Source organism: Clostridium sp. YIM B02555, assembly GCF_022320955.1.
GTDB classification, from domain to species: Bacteria; Bacillota; Clostridia; order Clostridiales; family Clostridiaceae; genus Clostridium; species Clostridium saccharoperbutylacetonicum.
In genome coordinates this window covers 44,129-60,775 of sequence record NZ_JAKJJY010000009.1, presented here as the reverse complement: position 1 = coordinate 60,775, position 16,647 = coordinate 44,129, and the positions used below count along the sequence as shown (strand labels likewise).

The window sequence follows — 16,647 nt, the reverse complement described above, 5'->3', positions numbered from 1 at the left end:
TCGATCGATACTTTATAACCATGGTATTTATATATCAATTTTACATTTGTAATCGTTTTTAAAATATATAGTTTTTTATTCAAATCAACTATTTATTTTAATTTCTATTCCTATGATTTTTATTAACAATATATAAATATTAAAATCAGTACTACTGATTTAGTATTTATTTACTCAGCTAAAAAAAATTAGAGTAGATCACATAATGCATCTGCTCTAATTCTTAGCTGTTCTATATTATCCCATTTTGTTCAATAATTCGTTTATACCAATAAAATGATTTTTTCTTAATACGTTTCAAAGTTCCGTTCCCATCATTATCCTTGTCTACATAAATGAAACCATATCTCTTTTTCATTTCTCCACCAGATAAACTTATTAAATCCATGCAGCTCCAAGGAGTATACCCAATTAAATTTACTCCATCTTTAATTGCTTCTTGCATTTGTTCAATATGTCTTCTTAAATATTCAATTCTATAGTCATCACTTACTTGGTTATTTTCATTAACAATATCATCTGCCCCTAATCCATTTTCTACAATCATAATTGGTATTTGATATCTATCATAAACATTGTTTAAAACCCACCTTAAACCTTCTGGGTCTATCTGCCATCCCCATTCACTTGCCTTTAAATATGGATTTTTAAATCCAACAATTAGATTACCAGAAGCCTTATCCTTGCTTTGATCAGTACCAACACAATTAGTCATATAGTAACTTAAAGAATAAAAATCAACAGTTCCATTTTTCAATATTTCAGCATCATTTTCTTCAATAATTATATTGATATTATTTTCTTCAAAATAACGCTTTACAAAGCCTGGATAATATCCTCTAACTTGTACATCCCCACATAACATATTTTTCATTTGATCATACTGTTGAGCTTTTAATATGTCCATTGGATTGCAAGTACTTGGATATCCGCACATATAAGCAATCATACACCCTATTTTGAAATCTGGATTTATTTCATGTCCAAGTTTAACGGCTAAAGCACTTGCAATAAATTGATGATGTAAAGCTTGAAATCTAACCTCTTCTGTATTTTCTTCATCACTTATAACCATAGCTCCAGCAGTTATTGCACCAAAAGAAACTGTTAAGCAATTTATTTCATTAAAAGTTAACCAATGTTTTACTTTATTTTTATATCTTCTAAAAATAGTATCACAATATTTAACATATAAATTAATTAATTCTCTATTTCTCCAACCTCCATATTTAATAGCTAAATTAAGTGGGGCTTCATAATGAGATATTGTTACTATAGGTTCAATATCATATTTCTTCAGTTCAATAAACACATTGTCATAAAATTTTAAGCCTTCTTCATTTGGACTTTCATCATCCCCATTAGGAAATATTCTAGACCATGCAATGGACATTCTAAAACTGTTAAGTCCCATTTCTGAAAATAATTTTATATCTTCTTTATAATTATGATAAAAGTCACTTGCTTCATGGCTAGGATAATAGTATTTATCTGTATCAATTTGTGGAGTTGTTAATCTTAAAAGGCCATCTTTTTGATTTGTAATAATATCAGCAGTATTAACTCCTTTTCCACCTTCATTCCATCCACCTTCAAATTGGTTAGCAGAGCTTGCAGCTCCCCAAAAAAAGCCCTTAGGAAACTTTTTAACATATGACATTCTTCTTCCTCCTAGAAACAGTTTTTATGATTTCTTCACCGGCTGTAACCGTACCAGTTTTAGTTGGTAGAACATCTTTATAATCTGCCGTATTACTTACAACAAACATTGTTGTTAAATCATAGCCTTCTTTTTCAATAGCTTCTTTATCAAATTTAACTAATACATCCCCTATTTTTATTTCATCGCCAACTTTAACTAAAACTTCGAAGAACTTACCTTCAAGTTTAACTGTATCAATACCTACATGAATTAATAATTCTGCACCCTTTTCAGATGTCACACCTATGGCATGCTTTGTAGGAAATACCATCGAAACCTTACCATTTACAGGTGAAACAACTTCATTGCTTGATGGTACTATGGCTACGCCTTTTCCTGCTAACTCTTGTGAAAATACTTCATCATTTACTTGAAATAAATCCTTAACTACACCATTAAGAGGACTAACAATATTTTGTGGTTCTTTACTAGCTACAACCGCAACTTGTTCCTCTGTAGAATTATCTTCCTCTACTTCATCTTTAAAGCCAAACATAAGAGTTAAGATGAAAGGAATTACAAATGATGCGATTACAACTAATAATGTATATACGAAGGAATATGGTTCTTGTCCTATAAATATTGGTAAAGATATTAATGCTGGATTAACAAAGGCATATGCTTTTACTCCTAAGATACCACATAAACATCCAGCTATACCACCACCAAGTAGTACTGCGTAAAATGGCTTATTAAATTTCAAATGTATACCATACATTGCTGGTTCAGTTATTCCAACTAATGCTGAAATAGTACCTGAGAAAGCAACACCTCTTACATTTCTATTTTTTGTTTTAACACCTACTGCAAATGCTGCTCCTGCTTGAGCTATATTAGCAGCTAATGCTGATGGTACTAATATAGGGTCAAAATGTAATGTGGCAAACATCATTATTATTACCCCTATCATTCCATTATGCATACCAGTAAGTACAAGAAGTGGATATGTTGCGGCGGAAATACCAACACCTAGCCAACCTGCTTTAGCATATATAAATTGAACTGCTTCAATAAAATAATCTCCTATATAAGTCCCTAAAGGTCCTAGAACTATTAAAACAACTGGCATTGTTATTACAATAACTATTAATGGTTTAAAGAATATTTTTATTAGATTTGGCGAAACCTTTTCAGCAAATTTATCAACATAAGACATAAACCAAACACCTAACAATACTGGAACTACACCATTTGAATATACTGCTAATCTAACAGGAATTCCAAAAAAGTCAACATACTGAATTCCATCCTTCGATAATCCAATAAAATTTGGATGTACCAATACTCCAGCTATTATCATTGCAAAAAATGGATTTGTTTTCATTTTTACTGCTGATGTATATGCTACAAAGAATGGTAAAAAGTAAAACACTGCATCTGCCATTACTGTAAGTAACTTGAAGGTTGAGCTATCCTGTGGCATAAGATTAAAAGTTGTAACTAAAGTTAATAATACCTTTAACATACCAGCCCCAGCAATTGCAGGAATAAGTGGTGCAAAAGATCCTGTTATTATATCTATTATTCTATTGCCTATGCTTTGCTTTTCACTATTTTCTTTATTTATAGAAGCTTTTGATAAATCACCTAATTTTATCATTTCATTGTAAACATTACCTACTTCACTTCCAATAACAACTTGAAACTGACCACCTTTATTTATTGATCCCATAACACCATCAATTTTTTTTAGTCCTTCTTCATCTACATTTTTAGCATCTACTAAGGAAAATCTTAATCTAGTTACACAATGTGTTACATCCTTAACATTAGCTTTTCCACCAACTTTAGCTAAAACTTCAGTTGCTACATTTTTATAATTCATTTGTTTGTTCCTCCGTTTCTTTTTATTGATATTTTTATTTCGCTAGCTACTTTTTTCTCTATCATGGTTATATTATATAATTGTAAGCGTTTTAGTAAATCTCATGCTTTTATCCAAATTATTTATTTATTTTAACTAACTATATAACTGTTAGATTAAAAAATATATAAAGATATTAAAATTAATACTGTTAATTTTAATATAAAGAATAAATAGCAAGTAATTTCATATTTTAAAATTACTTGCTAACTCTAAATTTTATTAAAACACATATTTTCATCTAAATATGTATATCTTTTAAAGAAATTTTATTCAGTTACAATTTCTTCATCATTTTCACAAACAGTTTTTCCCATTTCAGGAATTGGTAATACTGTTAAAGCTGCTAAAACTGTAGTTGCTGCAAGAATAAAGAAGTAAACAGCATATCCATCTCCACCCATTAGAGAAATCCCTATTGATAAAACTACTGGTGTTGCAAAACTAACAATTGCTGAACCTAATTGTGTTGTTGTATTTATAATAGCTATATCTTTACCAGCATCTTCTTTTGAAGGAAGAACTCTATTTACAAGTGCATTATCAACTGCTCCAAAAATTCCATATACAAAATTAAACATAAAATAAGCAGCTATTACAAATGGTATACTCTGTGTAATTCCAAAACCTATTAAGCATGAACCAGATAATAATGCTGATCCTATTACAAATATTTTTTGTTTCTTTAATTTATCTGATAAGAATCCACCCAATATTCCAGATCCCACCATTAATAATATTGCTGATGAAGTAGTTGCATTAAGCTTCATAATTTCAACTTCCCCTAGTTGAAATCTTGCTATATAGTAAAGTGTTAAAATATTTAAACTTGAATTTGCCATCGCCATTAATAATTTAGTAAGTAATGCCCATGTAAAGTTTGGATATTTCTTTACACTTGGATAGAAATTCTTTAAACCTTTAACAAAATTCTTGTTTTGTTTGTCTAAGTTGTTACCTTGATAACAGCTATCTTTAAGAAATAATACTGAAACAAGTGAAACTATAAGTTGTACTGCTGCTATTACCATAAGCTTTTTCTCAACAGGCACTTCTGCATATGCCCCTACTAACATAAAACCAACCATAATTCCCAAAGGTCCTGCTGCACCAAAAATTCCTGATATTTTTCCAAATCTACTTGGATCAACTTGTTCTGGCACCATTGCATAGCATGATAAAAATACCATTCCATAAAAAAATTGTATTAAAATATATGCTAAAATCAAAATCGGTACTGAAGGAGCATAAGCAAGCATAATCATTGATAATCCGCCAAATATACTTCCACCAACTATCCAAGTTTTTCTTCTTCCAAATTTAAAACGAGTTTTATCTGCCAAAAATCCACCAATTGGATTCAATACTACTATTGCTACTCCACTAATACCAGCTGCCAAACCATAAATCGCTGTAACATTTTGAGGTCCGACTAATTTAATTATAGTAAATTGAATAAGTCCTGCGTTTACTAAAATAATAGCTGGTAGAGATGTAAATAAAATTATTGATGCTACTATAATCAATCTTATAAAAGGCGTTTTTTGTTGTGTACAATTTTCCATATTTATTATCCCCTTTGTATTAATTTTTTTAATGTTTAGCGCCAAAAACGTTTTCAATTTATTTTTTAATCCACTTCACCCCTTTCATAATAAAATTATTAATTAACCAGTGTTATGATATTGCAGCTTCGAATGCTTTAGCTATCTCATCCATGCAGTCTTGAGCTTGAGGATATACCCCGAACTTATCAATAAAGGCGTGATCAACACCATTATATCTAATTACTTTTGTTTCCACTCCATCTCTTATTAGCTTTCTTGCATAGGCTTCAGCCTCTAGTGTTAAATAATCATATTCTGCAGTTACTATAAGAGTTTTTGGCATATCTCTCAAATTTTCAGCCAAAAGCGGAGATACATATTTATTTTCAGTTTCTTTCACTTCATCTACATAAACTGCTGAAATTGGCGGGAAATTTGTTATCATCATTATTGCATTTTTCACCAATTCATAATCATACTTTATGTTATATAGATTTAAATCAAATTTGTAATCTTCAACTTCATTTTCTGTTAAGAACACTCCTGGATAAAGCAATGCTTGGAATTTTATCATTTTAGTTCCTAAATCTCTGTCCATTAAGGCACATACTGTTGAAAGATTACCTCCAGCACTATCACCTGAAATACCAATCTTTTCATTATCAACATTTAATTCCTCAGAATTTTCATAAAGCCATTTCACCGTATCTAAGCAATCATGAAATCCTTGTGGAAACTTATGTTCTGGGCATAACCTATAATCAACTGAAACTACAACTCCCTGTATCTTTTCCGCTAAATATTTACAAGGATTTTCTACAGTCTTTGTACTTCCCCCACAAAAAGCTCCACCATGTATAAATACTATTGCAGGCATTTTATCTGATTTATTAGTTGTATAAACCTTTACATTGATGGTGCCATTTCTTCCTTCTACAACCTTATCGCTTATACCAATCCCATTTGATATATCAAGATTTGTATATCCCATACCTTGTCTCATTATTTCTATAGGCATATTTTCAAATAGCCTTTTAACCTCTATGGATTGATCCTCCATTTCTTTTGCCATTTCTTCAATTTCTGCCTTTACTCTAGGGTCAAATCCGCCTTCTATGTCAAGGTCAGGGATATGTTTTATCAACATATCCAAGCCATGAACATTTCTTAATTCAGCTTTCTTTTCTAAAAGAGATACTAATTTGTCTTGTTCAGCTTTATTATAATTTTCCATATACACCTCACTATAACTAGTTTAATAACCACTTAATAGCTTTCTCTATATATTCATCCCAGAACTTCCAATCATGAACACCTGGACCTTCTTCATAAGTATGAGCAACTTTTTCAGATGTTAGAAAATCTCTAAATTTATGATTATTTGGTAATAAGGAATCTTCTGTACCACAAACTAGATATAATCTTGGCATATCTCCATTCTCAATATTAATCTTCTTAACTAGAGCTTCAAGGTCCTTATCACTACCTTTTATATTTTCTACTTTACCGAATACAGCTTCATAATAACTTTTCCTTCCAAATTCAAAAGGATGCTCCTCTGTTGAAGTTACTGCATCATCTATTATAAGTGCAGATGATAAAGCTGCTATTGCACTAAAATTGGTATAATATTTTAACCCATTTCTAAGGGCACCATACCCTCCCATAGAAAGACCTGCAATGAAAGTATCTTGTCTCTTATGAGATAAGTTAAATAGTTTTCTAGTTTCTTCTACTAGTTCTTTACCAATATACTCTCCATAATAACTTCTTAATGCTTCATGATCTACATAAAATCCATTTTCACCAGAAGGCATTATAACTGCTATATTATGTTCTTCAGCATATAAAGCAATTCTGCTCTTTACAAGCCAGTCTGTAAAATCTCCAAAGATTCCATGTAATAAATACAAGGTTTTAAAGGGTTTAACTTCCTTTGCAGGTCTACCTGGAAATACAGCTCCATCTACAGGTATTATTGCTTTATATGAAATCTGCCTTGCAAGTGCATTTGAAAAAAAATTAACATCTATTATAGCCATAATTATCTCCTATCTCCTAACTGATTAGTTGTTTTATCTATTCTATAACTGTAAATTCGCCCTCAAGACCTTCTTTTGAATTTGGTCCTACGCAAATTTTAAACAAACCTGGCTCAACAACATAGTTCATATTATTATCATGGAATCCAAGCTCATTAACATCGATATCTATGTTTACAGTTTCACATTGACCTGGTTTAAGCATTACTTTATTGAATCCTTTTAATTCCTTAACTGGTCTTACTCTGCTACCAACAACATCTGAAACATAAAGCTGAACTATTTCTTCTCCTAGTACACTTCCAGTATTAGTCACATCAACACTAACAACTAATTTATCATCTTTTGAAACTTCACTAGAGGATAAAACTAAGTTTTCATAATTGAAAGTTGTATAGCTCAATCCAAATCCAAAAGGATATAATGGTTCATGTGGCCCATCTATATATTTTGAAGTAAATTTAATTTGTCCTGCTGGTCTTCCAGTCATTGTGTGATTATAATAAACAGGTACTTGCCCAACTGAATTAGGGAAGGTAGCAACTAATTTTCCACTTGGATTGTAATCACCAAATAACACATCTGCTATAGCATTTCCACTTTGTATTCCAAGTTGCCATGCTTCTAAAATAGAGGTTGCATTTTCTGATACCCAAGGTAATGATAAAGGTCTACCATTAATTAAGATTACAATCATTGGCTTTCCAGTCTTACTTAATTCTCTTAATAATTCTTCTTGTCTTCCAGGTAAAGTCAAATCTATTCTACTAGCGGCTTCTCCACTCATACTACAGCTTTCACCAACAACAGCTATAATTACATCACTTCCGCTTGCTGCCTCTATTGCATCTGCAAAATATTCTTTATCTCCATCCAAATCACAGCCTTTAGAATATACAACTTCTGTTCCACTGCTTACTGCAGCTTTGATCCCAGTAACCACTGGCACCGCATCTTCAGCTCTTCCTACTATTGCCCATGTTCCTAACATTTCTTCTGCACTGTCTGCAAGCGGTCCAACAACTGCAATTTTCTTTAAGTTTTTCTTTAGAGGCAGCATGTTACTATCATTCTTTAAAAGAACAATTGAACGACATGCCATATCTCTTGCAACTTTTATATGTTCTGCACAAAGAATTGTTTTTTCTTCTTTTTCTTTATCTGTTCTATATGGATTATCAAAAAGACCCATAACAAATTTTACTCTTAACACTCTTCTAACAGCTTCATTTAACACTTCTTCTGATATTTTTCTGTCTTTGAATTGCTCTGGTAAATCTTCTCTAAATGTTCCATGACTCATATCCATATCAAGTCCAGCTTCAATTGCTTTTCTACTAGCTTCTTTTCTATCAGCTGCATGTCCATGAGTTGCACATTCAGCAACAGAATTGGCATCACTAACAACAAATCCATTAAATCCAAACTTTTCTCTTAAAACATCTGTAAGTAGATATTTATTGGTTGTACAAGGAACTCCATTTATATCATTAAAGGCACTCATAAAAGTTGCTGCCCCAGCTTCAGCTGCTGCTTTAAATGGAGACAAATAAACATCATGTAAATTTTGAAGTGACATATCTACTGTGTTATAATCCCTTCCACCTTCTGGTGCACCATAAGCTGCAAAATGTTTTGCACATGCTAAAATACTTTCAGCACTTGATAAATCTCCTCCCTGGAAGCCCTCAACTCTTGCTGCTGCTATAACACTTCCAAGATACGGATCTTCTCCTGCTCCTTCAGCTACTCTTCCCCATCTTGGATCTCTTGATATATCCACCATTGGTGCAAAAGTCCAGTGAACACCTGCTGCTGATGCCTCTTTTGCTGCTATTCTAGCTGTTTCTTTCATTAATTCTGGCTCCCAGCTACAAGCTTCTGCTAATGGAATTGGAAATACCGTTCTATATCCATGAACAACATCTAAACCAAATATTACAGGTATTCCAAGTCTTGATTCTTCAACTGCAATCTTCTGTAATTCATTTGATTTTTCAGCACCAGTTACTCCTCCCATTGAACCAATCAAACCTTGTCTTATTTCATCTTCATGATAATTTCTCTCTAATTGTTCAAATTGTTCTGGAGTCATTTCACCATTGACTAACTTTTCAATGATTTCATCAGGTGTCATTCCAAATGCTCCAAAAAGCGATGGAGATATTTGTATTACCTGCCCAATTTTTTCTTCTAACGTCATTTTGCCGATGAGTTCATCTATTTTTTTTTCATAATCTTTATTTATAAATTCTTCTTGTTTATTCTTATTAAACATTAAAATTTCTCCTTTTATTAAAATTCTCATGAAACGTTTACTACTTCCTAAGTATATATCTGTAACCGTTTTTTCAAATCTCATATTTTTATTTAATTTTATTACTGATTTTAAGTATTTGTATAATTTAAAATTTTGCAAACAAAAAAGATTAAAATCATTAACACTGATTTTAATCTTTTTAGCTTCTTAATTAATCATAATCAATCTCAAAAGTTAATAATCTAACTTCATGAGGTTGTAACTCCAAACCATAGCTAAGTTTTGATTCAGTAACATCCAGATATTTTATATCTAATTCTGGTATACTAACATCTTTTAAATAAGATATTTCATCACTTCTTAAGCGACTATCTGCATTTAACTTCATCCACTTATTTAATATACTTCCATATAACTCATTTACCGTATAACTTTTCAATCTATATCTCCCATTTGGGACATTTTTAATTAAAAAGGAAATATTGAGTTCATTTTGATTTTCATAAATAGTCATAATTTTTTCCAATTCAATATTTTCTTGGTAATCTAGAAAATATGAATTATTAAAATGTTTGTAATTGTGACATATGATTGTAAATATATTATCACTATTTTTGGTTATTATATAATTCTTACCTTTTTGAACCATAGTTTCACTAAGTTTCTCTAAAAAAGAAAATGCATAAAAAGATGGCTTTTTCATACCATTTTTACTTACAAGGCCAGTTCCTCCTTGTAATAATAAATTTACATCTAAATATTCCTCTGATATATCTGATGCCATCAAATAACATACTGAGTCAACCTGATCAACACAATCAATTATATTCTTGATTACATATGCTGCTTTAAAGCAACTATCATTTATATAATTACGACTTGATACAGTTAAACTCCACTCACTAATTATAATCTCTTTACATGGAAATCCTAGATTTCTAATAGTTTCTTTTATACAATAAAGGTTATTAATCAGAAAATCTTTATCATTAGAATGATATATTTCTTCTTTACCATTTTTTATAATAGTGGAATATGGATATATATACATTGAAATAAAATCTGGCTCCGCATTTAAGTTTAACCATTGCTCAAAAAATTCAGCCGGATTTGATCTTCCAAAATGATCCCCTGGACCTCCAACTTTTGCATTAGGAGTAATTTTCTTTATAGTTTTATAAGTAATCTCAAAAATCCTAAAATACTTTAAATAGTAATTTTCATCTTCAATATTTGGTTCAATAATTTTATATGTTGATACTTCAAAATACCACTTTTCAACTTCTTCTATTCCATATCTACTAACACAATGAATAATAAAATTATTTAATAACTTTTCCCACTGCTCAATACTTCTGTACTTTACAGCATTGATTTCCAAACTAATAATTTCTAAAACATTTTTGGAAATACTCTTTGCTTTTGGACTTAAATCTATAAAAGGTTTAATTTTATTATTAACAAAAAAATCTAGTACCCTATCTATTTTAAAGAAATTATACTTTTGCCCTCCACTTTCTACCTTCATATCTTCATTAAAAATCCCGAAGAATCGAGCATATTCAAATTTTAATTCATTTCTTATCATTAAAATATGTTCTTGTAGGATTGATTGTAAAATATCATTAGCATATCCAACATTTAAAAATTTATTATAATGCTTTTTAAATTTTTTTTCTTTATTAATATCTATTGTTACCTTAACTTCTTCTTTCGATGAGACAATTTCTAATTTATTACTATCATTTTCATTTGAAGATATATCAGTATCTTTTATAATTTCATTATTAATTTTATCTTCTATTTTGTTCTCACGTTTAAATTGTTTCCTATATTCATTAGGTGTAATTTTATATACATCTTTAAAATATTTGTTGAATAAAAAGGTTGTTGAAAAACCATTTTCTAGTGCTATCCTTGTTATTGGTTTATCTGTATTAATTAATTCTTCTAATGCATAATTTAATCTTACACTATTTAAGTATTCAGTAAATGTCATTTCTAAATACTTTTTTATAAATTTAGATAAATAAGGTATTGATAATAACTCCTTATCTGCAAAATCGTTTAAAGTTATTGGTTTTCTATAATTTCCATTAATATACTCTTTTATTTTATCTATTCTTTCAACATATTTGTTTTTAGGTATCTCATCTTTATCCACAATATATCATCACCTTTTCCCATGTACTACTTATACCTGGCCGATATTTTAAATATTGAAAGAAGTACTCCAACCTAATTATAATCAATCTCTAAAGTTATTACACGTACTTCATGTGGTAATAACTTCAAACTATAATTTAAGATTTCTTTAGAAACCTCTACATATTCAAGCTTAAGCTTTGGTATGCTAATTCCTTTTAAATAATCTATTTCATCTGTTTTTAAATGATTATCTGTATCTAATTTCATCCATTCATTAAGCACACTTCCATATTCTTCATTTAATATATAACTCTTAACTCTATACTTTCCATTTTGAATATTAGAAATACTGAATGTTACCAATTGTTCATTTTCATCTTCATAAAAATTTTCTAACTCACTTAAAATAATATTTTCTTCCGAATTCAATAAATAAGAATTATTAAAATGCTTGTAATTATGACATATCATAGTAAAAGAATTATTTCCATTACTTGTAATAATATAATTATCACCTTTTTGCACTATATTTTCACTAAGCTTTTCTAAAAAATAAAATGCATAAAATGAAGGTTTTTTTATACCATTTCTACTTATTAGACCACTTCCACCTTGCAATAGTAAATCTGTATCCAAGTATTCACCAGATATGTCTGACGCCATCCAATAACCTAATTTATCAACTTTACCTATGCTATCCAATACATTCTTTATTATATATGCTGCTTTAGAACAACTGTCGTTAGTATAATTTCTATTAGATACAGTTGAATTCCATTCACTAACAATTATTTCATCAGGCAAATAACCTAAATTGCCAATATTTTTTTCTATGCTCTTTAATTTATTTAAAAAATAATTTTTCTCACTAGAGGTCTGTACTCCTGTTGCACCGCTTTTTATAAGCGTTGTATATGGATATATAAAAATTGATATAAAATCAGGTTTGGCTTTAAAGTTTTGCCAATCTCTAAAGAAAGCTAAAGCATTTGATTTAGTGAAATTGCCTCCTGGCCCCCCTACCTTTGTATTAGGTAGCATTTCTTTTATTTTATTATAAATAACATTAAATATTTCAAAATATGTTACGTTTTCATCTTTGTCAGTGCCAGCAATACTTATATTTTCATTTCTAGAAACTTCAAAATACCACTTTTCTACTTCTTCTTTTCCATATTTGTTAATACAATGAACAATAAATTTATGTATTAATCTTTGCCATTCTTCCAAGTTTCTAAATTTAATAACTTCTATTTCAAGACTTAGATCTTCTTCTGGATTCTTAGAGATCTTTTTTGCCTTAGGCATTAAATCTATAAATGGCTTCATTCCAGTACTCATTATAAAATCTAATATTTTATCAATTTTATAAAAATTATAATCATTTTTTTTACTTTCAATATTCATATCTTCATTAAAAATACCCCAAAAACGTGCATATTCAAATTTTATCTCATTTCTTAATATTAATATATGCTCTTGCAATAATGATTGCAAAATATCACTTGCATATCCAATATTTATTATTTTGTTGTAATGTTTTTTCATCACTATCTTACTATTACTATTAATTTCAAGTTTTAATTCATTTGTTGATTCATTGTTTAAATTTTTTTCAGCATCAATTTGAGCTAAATAGGATTCTATTTCTTCTTTTACTTCTATAATATTTTTATCATTTATTTTATTAGTCTTTTTAAATTTCTTTCTATATTCACTTGGGGTCATATTAAAAGTTTCTTTAAAACATTTATTAAATATAAAAGTTGTAGCAAATCCATTCTCAAGTGCAACTCGTGTTAATGGTAAATCAGTATTTATTACATCCTCTAAGGCATAATTTAACCTTATACTATTTAAATATTCCGTGAAAGTGATTCCTAATTGTTCCTTTATAAATTTAGATAAATACGGTACTGATAAAAATTCTTTATTGGCCAAATCATTTAAAGTAATTTGTTTATTATAATTCTTATATATATAATTTGTTATTTCATTCAATCTATCTGAATGTTTATTTTTGTTACTACTTGCTGTATTATCATCAGTAATAGAAAATTGATTTATTAATTTATCAATTAATTCAAACTGTAAACTTATTAATGTTAACTTTTTTTCATTTTTCAACATACAGTCTAATATATCATTTATGTTTTTTCTTAATTTTGTAAAATCATTCTCATGATCAATTACAGAATTACAGTTAAATTTCACTGCTCTATATTCTATAACTTTACATAATTCAATATAAGAAATATTTATACAAATTAAAATAGCATCATCCAAAGTTTTATATTTATATCTATTATTTTCATTTATTAATAATAGATCATCTTTTTTCATTATATATTCGTTAGACTCAACTTTAACAAATACCTCCCCTTTTATGACATATAATAATTCCAAAAAATTATGAAGATGTTTTTCCTTTTCTATTGATTTAAATATATCTATTTTCATGATTGATTCATTAAACATTGTATAAACCACCTTCTTATTTTTTAATAATATAGAAACAGTTTTGCTTTAAATCTATCCTTCACCTTTACAATATCATAACATTTAAAAGGAGTAAATTTCTCTAATAGATCTACTCCTTCTAATTTTAAGACTTACTTTACTATAGCGTTAGTGTAATCAACTATATTTTTTTCATACTCTTCATCCATAAAACTCGAATTCAATAAGAAGTCTGCTGATGACTGATTCATTGCCACAGGAATATCAAATAAAACTGCTATTCTCAATAGAGCCTTTACATCTGGATCATGAGGCTGAGATGTTAATGGATCCCAGAAAAAAATCATAAAATCAACTTCTCCATCAACTATTGCTGCCCCTATTTGTTGATCTCCACCCAAAGGTCCGCTTCTATATGATTTAACAGGTAATGATGTTTCTTCTGAAATAAGCTTTGATGTAGTTCCTGTTCCACATAGAAAGTGCTTTCCTAAAATAATACTATTTTTTTTGACCCAGCTTATTAAATCAGTTTTTCTATTATCATGTGCTATTAATGCTATTTTCTTTTGCTTTTTAATTTTGTTATTCACAATATCTCTCCTTTAAGTAATTATTGTAGCAATTATTTATTAGCTTTGATATGCTCTACTAAAACTTCTGAATTTGCTGAAATTTCTTCAACTGTAGCAGATAATTCTTCTAAGCCTGCAGCTTGATTAGTAGAAATCCCCCCTAATTCATTTATTGTTTTAATAATAACTTTCATGCTCTGACTCATTTGATTTAGCGCTTCTGAAATTTTTTTAGAAGATTCAGCACTATTTAGTGCTAATTTTCTCATTTCACCAGCTACCACCGAAAAGCCTTTTCCATATTCTCCAGCCCTTGAAGATTCAATTGCTGCATTAAGCCCAAGAAGATTAGACTGCCTTGCAATATTTTCAATTAACTTTATGGCTTCGCTGCCTTCATCAATTAATTTTTCTGTATTTTCTGTATTTTCAATTAAGAAATTTACTTTCTCTGACAAATTAACTGCTGAGTTTGCTATATCTGTTGTTGTTATTTTTGTTTCATCTAATGAAAGCTTTAGATGTTCTGTAGCAGTTACAATTTCATCGTATTCCTTCATATCCATGCTTACACCAAACCAGCCAACAACCTCTTTTTCTTCATTAAAGATTGGAGTTGCAATAGCCTTAAATGAAAATCCATAATGAGCCTTATCATATATGCTTGTAATGCTTTTTTTCCTTTTGTATATGTTTTCATTGATGCCATTTTTATTCATAACTTCATTATCTATAACTTGCCCCACATACATAGGTGATTTTGCTTTTGTTCCATCCAAAGCATATATACATTGTTCTTTATCACAAATATTTATTGCTGCATTTCCTTCAAATAACTCACTAATCACTGATGCCGCATAAATCATTTTTTCGAATGCCTTTTCCATTTTAATTAACCTTCCCTTCGTAATCCATATAGATTGAAACTTTCCTTAAGTACACTTTATCCAATCAAAAAATTAAACCAAACAAACTGAGCATATTTGTTACAACAGCTCAGTTTTAAGTAATTTTATTCAAGTATTATTAATCTATAAGCCTCTAAAACATACCATTATTATGAAAAACTTCATCTGGTATAATTTGTCTACTTATTCTCCATAACCTTTATATTTTTCAAGTAATTCTTTCTTATTGGGAATTTGTCCTGGTCCAACTGCTTTTGTTGAGATTTCAACTTGGTGCTCTAATTTACCAGCATAGAATAATCTTGAACGTTTTTGCTGAGCCTCACTAAAGTTTACTTTAATTTCACCATCAACTAAAGCTAAATCTCCGCTGATTCCACAAACTGGACATTCTACTACATTTTTATTATGAATTACAGTAAGCATATCACAGTGACATACTGGACATACTCCTTCGTCAGCACCTCTCCATTTGTTTCTTTCTTCTTCTGTTTCACACTTTATAGCATCTGCTATATTTTGTCCCATTACTACCATACGGTTCATTACTTCAGTGTTTCCAACAACATGTTCATGAGCCATAGCACCAAAATATTCATATTTATCTACAACATTAGTTCCCATTGATATTGTAAATTCATACATAGATGGCATAGCAAATGATAACCAGTTTTGTGTCATTGCTCCACCAACAGTAATTAATGCACCTACTCTTGGCTTAAATGATCTTTCATCAGGTAATTTTTCTGCTGGCCTTCCAGCTGCTATTCCAGCTTTTTTGGCTTCTGTTCTAAATGCAAGGTCATGAGAAGGCCCTAGTCTATCACATACAGTTTTGAATTTACCTGTTGGCGCTAATACATATGTAGGTGATCCAACTATAACTGCATCACATTCCATTAATGCTTCATCTATAATGTGCATATCATCCTTTAAAACACAATTTCCATTTCCACCTTGTAATAAACTCATTACACAAGCAATACAACCTGTACAATCTGCAATATTTAAATCGTCAGCACGAATGAATTGTATATCTGCTCCAGCTTTTTCACATTCCATTAATGCAGTTTTAATCATAACTTCAGTATTCCCCATTTTTCTTCCAAATGAAATACCTAATACTTTCTTTTTAGACATA

At 29.6% G+C, this 16,647-nt stretch carries 11 protein-coding genes; all 11 read right to left on the bottom strand.

Annotation, left to right across the window (positions count from 1 at the left end):
* Positions 1–232: 232 nt before the first annotated feature.
* Complete coding sequence (locus L3B98_RS14095; protein ID WP_238917187.1) at positions 233–1,660, bottom strand: glycoside hydrolase family 1 protein; 1,428 nt, start codon at positions 1,658–1,660, stop codon at positions 233–235.
* A complete protein-coding gene (locus L3B98_RS14090) occupies positions 1,647–3,527 on the bottom strand; it encodes a beta-glucoside-specific PTS transporter subunit IIABC (RefSeq protein ID WP_238917186.1) in 1,881 nt (626 codons plus the stop codon). The genes L3B98_RS14095 and L3B98_RS14090 overlap by 14 nt, the downstream gene beginning before the upstream one ends.
* Positions 3,528–3,835: 308 nt before the next feature.
* Entirely contained in the window at positions 3,836–5,131 is a 1,296-nt protein-coding gene (locus L3B98_RS14085) for an MFS transporter (RefSeq protein ID WP_238917185.1), read from the bottom strand.
* Positions 5,132–5,243: 112 nt separating this feature from the next.
* The gene (locus tag L3B98_RS14080) at positions 5,244–6,347 is read right to left on the bottom strand and encodes an alpha/beta hydrolase (RefSeq protein ID WP_238917184.1); all 1,104 of its coding nucleotides are present in this window, start codon (positions 6,345–6,347) and stop codon (positions 5,244–5,246) included.
* A 16-nt stretch (positions 6,348–6,363) separates the two neighbouring features.
* Positions 6,364–7,155, bottom strand: a complete 792-nt coding sequence (locus L3B98_RS14075) for an alpha/beta hydrolase family protein (RefSeq protein ID WP_238917183.1) — start codon at positions 7,153–7,155, stop codon at positions 6,364–6,366.
* A 37-nt stretch (positions 7,156–7,192) separates the two neighbouring features.
* Complete coding sequence (gene bglX, locus L3B98_RS14070; protein ID WP_238917182.1) at positions 7,193–9,433, bottom strand: beta-glucosidase BglX; 2,241 nt, start codon at positions 9,431–9,433, stop codon at positions 7,193–7,195.
* A 193-nt stretch (positions 9,434–9,626) separates the two neighbouring features.
* The gene (locus L3B98_RS14065; RefSeq protein WP_238917181.1) at positions 9,627–11,579 is read right to left on the bottom strand and encodes a helix-turn-helix domain-containing protein; all 1,953 of its coding nucleotides are present in this window, start codon (positions 11,577–11,579) and stop codon (positions 9,627–9,629) included.
* Between the two features lie 74 nt (positions 11,580–11,653).
* Positions 11,654–14,041, bottom strand: coding sequence for a helix-turn-helix domain-containing protein (locus tag L3B98_RS14060; RefSeq protein ID WP_238917180.1), 2,388 nt, complete (start codon positions 14,039–14,041; stop codon positions 11,654–11,656).
* Between the two features lie 134 nt (positions 14,042–14,175).
* Complete coding sequence (locus tag L3B98_RS14055) at positions 14,176–14,619, bottom strand: methylglyoxal synthase (protein ID WP_238917286.1); 444 nt, start codon at positions 14,617–14,619, stop codon at positions 14,176–14,178.
* 29 nt (positions 14,620–14,648) lie between these two features.
* Positions 14,649–15,485 (bottom strand): methyl-accepting chemotaxis protein, encoded by an 837-nt coding sequence (locus L3B98_RS14050; protein ID WP_238917179.1) that lies wholly within the window; start codon positions 15,483–15,485, stop codon positions 14,649–14,651.
* A 204-nt stretch (positions 15,486–15,689) separates the two neighbouring features.
* A complete protein-coding gene (locus tag L3B98_RS14045) occupies positions 15,690–16,646 on the bottom strand; it encodes a flavodoxin family protein (protein WP_238917178.1) in 957 nt (318 codons plus the stop codon).
* Position 16,647 lies beyond the last annotated feature (1 nt).

What these genes read in the sequence shown, in the direction of transcription:
- L3B98_RS14095 (WP_238917187.1), bottom strand. Translation starts at nt 1,660, where the DNA reads ATGTCATATGTTAAAAAGTTTCCTAAGGGCTTTTTTTGGGGAGCTGCA.
- L3B98_RS14090 (WP_238917186.1), bottom strand. Translation starts at nt 3,527, where the DNA reads ATGAATTATAAAAATGTAGCAACTGAAGTTTTAGCTAAAGTTGGTGGA.
- L3B98_RS14085 (WP_238917185.1), bottom strand. Translation starts at nt 5,131, where the DNA reads ATGGAAAATTGTACACAACAAAAAACGCCTTTTATAAGATTGATTATA.
- L3B98_RS14080 (WP_238917184.1), bottom strand. Translation starts at nt 6,347, where the DNA reads ATGGAAAATTATAATAAAGCTGAACAAGACAAATTAGTATCTCTTTTA.
- L3B98_RS14075 (WP_238917183.1), bottom strand. Translation starts at nt 7,155, where the DNA reads ATGGCTATAATAGATGTTAATTTTTTTTCAAATGCACTTGCAAGGCAG.
- bglX (WP_238917182.1), bottom strand. Translation starts at nt 9,433, where the DNA reads ATGTTTAATAAGAATAAACAAGAAGAATTTATAAATAAAGATTATGAA.
- L3B98_RS14060 (WP_238917180.1), bottom strand. Translation starts at nt 14,041, where the DNA reads ATGTTTAATGAATCAATCATGAAAATAGATATATTTAAATCAATAGAA.
- L3B98_RS14050 (WP_238917179.1), bottom strand. Translation starts at nt 15,485, where the DNA reads ATGGAAAAGGCATTCGAAAAAATGATTTATGCGGCATCAGTGATTAGT.
- L3B98_RS14045 (WP_238917178.1), bottom strand. Translation starts at nt 16,646, where the DNA reads ATGTCTAAAAAGAAAGTATTAGGTATTTCATTTGGAAGAAAAATGGGG.